4 protein-coding genes are annotated in these 3041 nt (G+C 70.9%); 2 read left to right on the top strand and 2 right to left on the bottom strand.

Annotation, left to right across the window (positions count from 1 at the left end; genetic code table 11):
- Positions 1–10 precede the first annotated feature (10 nt).
- Complete coding sequence (locus G6019_RS15495; protein ID WP_182613142.1) at positions 11–682, top strand: GntR family transcriptional regulator; 672 nt, start codon at positions 11–13, stop codon at positions 680–682.
- A 9-nt stretch (positions 683–691) separates the two neighbouring features.
- On the opposite strand, the gene G6019_RS15490 is transcribed toward G6019_RS15495, so the two are convergent.
- Positions 692–1309 carry a helix-turn-helix transcriptional regulator gene (locus G6019_RS15490; protein WP_107755706.1) on the bottom strand — a complete coding sequence of 206 codons (618 nt, stop codon included), beginning with the start codon at positions 1307–1309 and terminating at the stop codon, positions 692–694.
- 96 nt (positions 1310–1405) lie between these two features.
- On the opposite strand from G6019_RS15490, the gene G6019_RS15485 reads away from it, so the two are divergent.
- On the top strand, positions 1406–1678 hold the full coding sequence (locus G6019_RS15485) for a WhiB family transcriptional regulator (RefSeq protein ID WP_107755707.1): 273 nt from the start codon (positions 1406–1408) through the stop codon (positions 1676–1678).
- 54 nt (positions 1679–1732) lie between these two features.
- Here G6019_RS15485 and G6019_RS15480 read toward each other — a convergent pair.
- A partial coding sequence (locus G6019_RS15480; RefSeq protein ID WP_182627978.1) for an NAD-dependent succinate-semialdehyde dehydrogenase occupies positions 1733–3041 on the bottom strand: 1309 nt, incomplete at its 5' end.

The raw sequence follows: 3041 nt of genomic DNA, 5'->3' as shown, positions 1-3041 counted from the left end.
CGCGGGGCCCGTGGCGGGCGCGGGGTTGGAACCGGTCGTCCGGGAGTCGACCCCGGCTCTCATCGCCCGGACCCTCCGCCGGGCGATCTCCGACGGTACGTTCCCCCCGGGCGCGCAGCTCGGAGAGGCCGCGCTGGCACGGTCGCTCGGGGTGAGCCGAGGGCCCCTGCGGGAGGCCATGCAGCGCCTGACCCAGGAGGGGTTGCTCGTCTCGCACCGCAACCGTGGCCTGTTCGTCGCGGACCTCTCCGCCGAGGCGGTCGAGGACATGTACCTTCTCCGGACCACGGTCGAGACCGCCGCGTTGGACCGGGTTCTCCACTTGGGACTGGGCGCCGACACCGCGGATGCGCTGGACGCGGCCGTGGACGCGATGGCCTCCCTCGCCCACGAACCACGGTCGGGGGCCATGGTCGAGGCGGATCTGGACTTCCACCACGTCCTGGTGGAGGCGGCCCGGAGCCCCCGCCTGTCGCGGGTGCACGAGACCGTGCTGGTCGAGACGAGCATGTGTCTGCACGCGATGGCCGGCACCTATTCGGACGCGGAGTCCAGGCTCGCCGAACACAGGGCGATCGCCGGGGCGATTCGCGCGGGGGACCCTGACCGGGCCAGGGGGTTGTTGGTCGACCACATGAGGGACGGTCTGGCCAGGGTCCGGGAGGGCGGCCCGGCGCGGTGACCCCGCTGCTCAGCGACTGGCCGCGAGTCCGCTGCGCATCGCCCACGCCACCGCCTGCGGCCTGGTCGTCACCCCGATCTTGCGGTAGGCCTCACGGATGTAGGTCTTCACCGTGTTGATCGACAGATAGCAGACCGTCGCGATCTCCTCGTTGGACAGACCCTGGGCGATGAGCGCCAACATCTCCGATTCCCGGGGGGTCAGGCCCATGTCGCCGATCGGCCACATCCCCGCGGGCCCGTGCTCGCCGTCGTGCCCCAGCAGTCGCACCCGCTCGCCCGCGGCCACCCGTTCCACCGACTCGACCAGTTGTTCACCGGACAGCGACTTGGACAGATACCCCGTGGCGCCGGACGCGAAGGCGTCGTCGATCGCGCGCGGGTCCGTGACGGCCGAATAGACGGCGACGGCGCCGATCATGGGGTCGAGCGCCATGGCAGAGCACCGTGCCTGCCAGTCGGCGGGCGAGGCGAAGGTGTCGAACAGCACCACGTCCACCGGCGCGTCCCCGGGTGAACCGGGCCGGCCCGCCACGACCTGTACGCGGTCGCGGAACGGGGAGAGCAGGGCGTGAACGCCCGCGATGACCACTGTGTAGTCGTTCTCCACCGAGACCCTGACGGACATTGCAGAACTTTAACAGTCGCGCCCCATCCCACCCCTGGGGATGTGCCGAACCCACTCGGCGGTAGAAGAAGCTGGGTCGGACGGGGAGGGAGAAGCATGACGATCGCAGCTGCGAGGATCATCGAGCGATGGGCCTGGGCCGAGCACGGGCTGTGCAGAGACGTACCGGACCTCTTCTACAACGCCGACGACGACCCCAAAGGCCTCCGGCGGCGTAAGGAGGCGGCGGCCACGAAGCTGTGTGGGCAGTGCCCTGTCATCCGACAGTGTCGCGCGCACGCCGTGGGCAACCGGGAACTCTACGGGGTCTGGGGCGGCATGACGGAGGCCGAGCGACACCGCCTCGCCGGCCGGGCCCGCACCGGCTGACGGCCCTGAACGAGCCGGCCCCGCGCGATCCGGCCCCGGTGAACCGGTGCGCCGTCAGCGCACCGGGATCGCCACGAGTTTGGTCTCCACGAACTCCTCGATTCCGGTCAGGCCGCCTTCCCGCCCCAGGCCGGACTGCTTGATTCCCCCGAACGGTGCCGCCGGGTTGGAGACGATCCCGGTGTTGACGCCCACCATGCCGGCCTGCAGCCGCTCCGACATGGTCATCGCGCGGTCGAGGTTCTCGGTCATCACGTAGGAGACGAGCCCGAACTCGGTGTCGTTGGCCAGCGCCACCGCCTCGTCGTCGGAGTCGAACGGGATCAGGGCCGCGACGGGGCCGAAGATCTCGGTGAACATCAGGGCGGAGTCCGCCGCCACGCCGGTCAGGACGGTCGGCGGGTAGAAGTAGCCGGGGCCCTCGACCCGCGACCCGCCGCACAGGACCTCGGCACCGCGCCCCACGGCGTCGTCGACCAGCTCGACCACCTTCGTCACGGCCTTCTCCTCGACCAACGGGCCCACGTCGGTGCCCTCGCGCGTGCCGTCGCCGACGGTGAGGGCGGACATCCTCTCGGTGAGGCGCCGGCCGAACTCCTCCAGCACCGAACGGTGGACGAGGATCCGGTTGGCCGACGTACAGGCCTCGCCCATGTTCCGCATCTTGGCGGCCATCGCCGCGTCGACCGCGGTGTCCATGTCCGCGTCCTCACACACCACGAACGGGGCGTTCCCGCCCAGTTCCATCGACGTGCGCAGCACGCCTCGTGCACACTGCTCGAGCAGGGTGCGACCGACCGGGGTGGACCCGGTGAACGACAGCTTCCGGGCGATCCCGGAGTCGATCCACGGTTCCACGACACCGCCGGGGTCGGTGGTGCACACCGTGTTGAGCACCCCGTCGGGCAGTCCCGCCTCGCGCAGGAGGTCCACCACGTACAGGGAGGTCAGCGGGGTGAGGTTGGCCGGCTTGAACACCATGGTGCAGCCGGCGGCGATGGCCGGTCCGATCTTGCGGGTGGCCATGGCCAGGGGGAAGTTCCACGGGGTGATGAGGATGCACGGCCCCACCGGTTCGTGGGTCACCATGAGGCGGGTCCTGCCGTCGGGCGAGCGTCGGGCGTCCCCTCGGACCCGACAGGCCTCCTCGGAGAACCAACGGAAGAACTCCGCGCCGTAGGCGACCTCGCCCTTCGCCTCGGCGAGCGGCTTGCCCATCTCGGTGGTCATGAGCAGGGCCAGTTCGTCGGCGCGGTCGAGGATCAGCTCGTACGCCCTGCGCAGGATCTCGGCGCGGTCGCGCGCGGGCACGGCCGCCCACTCGGGCTGCACCCGCCCGGCGGTCTCGATCGCGGCGGTGGCG

This window comes from Dietzia sp. DQ12-76 (genome assembly GCF_014145045.1).
Taxonomy (GTDB): Bacteria; Actinomycetota; Actinomycetes; order Mycobacteriales; family Mycobacteriaceae; genus Dietzia.
The sequence above is the reverse complement of the archived record's forward strand: the minus strand, read 5'-3'. Positions and strand labels throughout refer to the sequence as shown.

Coding starts and splice junctions, on each gene's coding strand:
- G6019_RS15490 (WP_107755706.1), bottom strand. CDS start 1,309: ATGTCCGTCAGGGTCTCGGTGGAGAACGACTACACAGTGGTCATCGCG.
- G6019_RS15485 (WP_107755707.1), top strand. CDS start 1,406: ATGACGATCGCAGCTGCGAGGATCATCGAGCGATGGGCCTGGGCCGAG.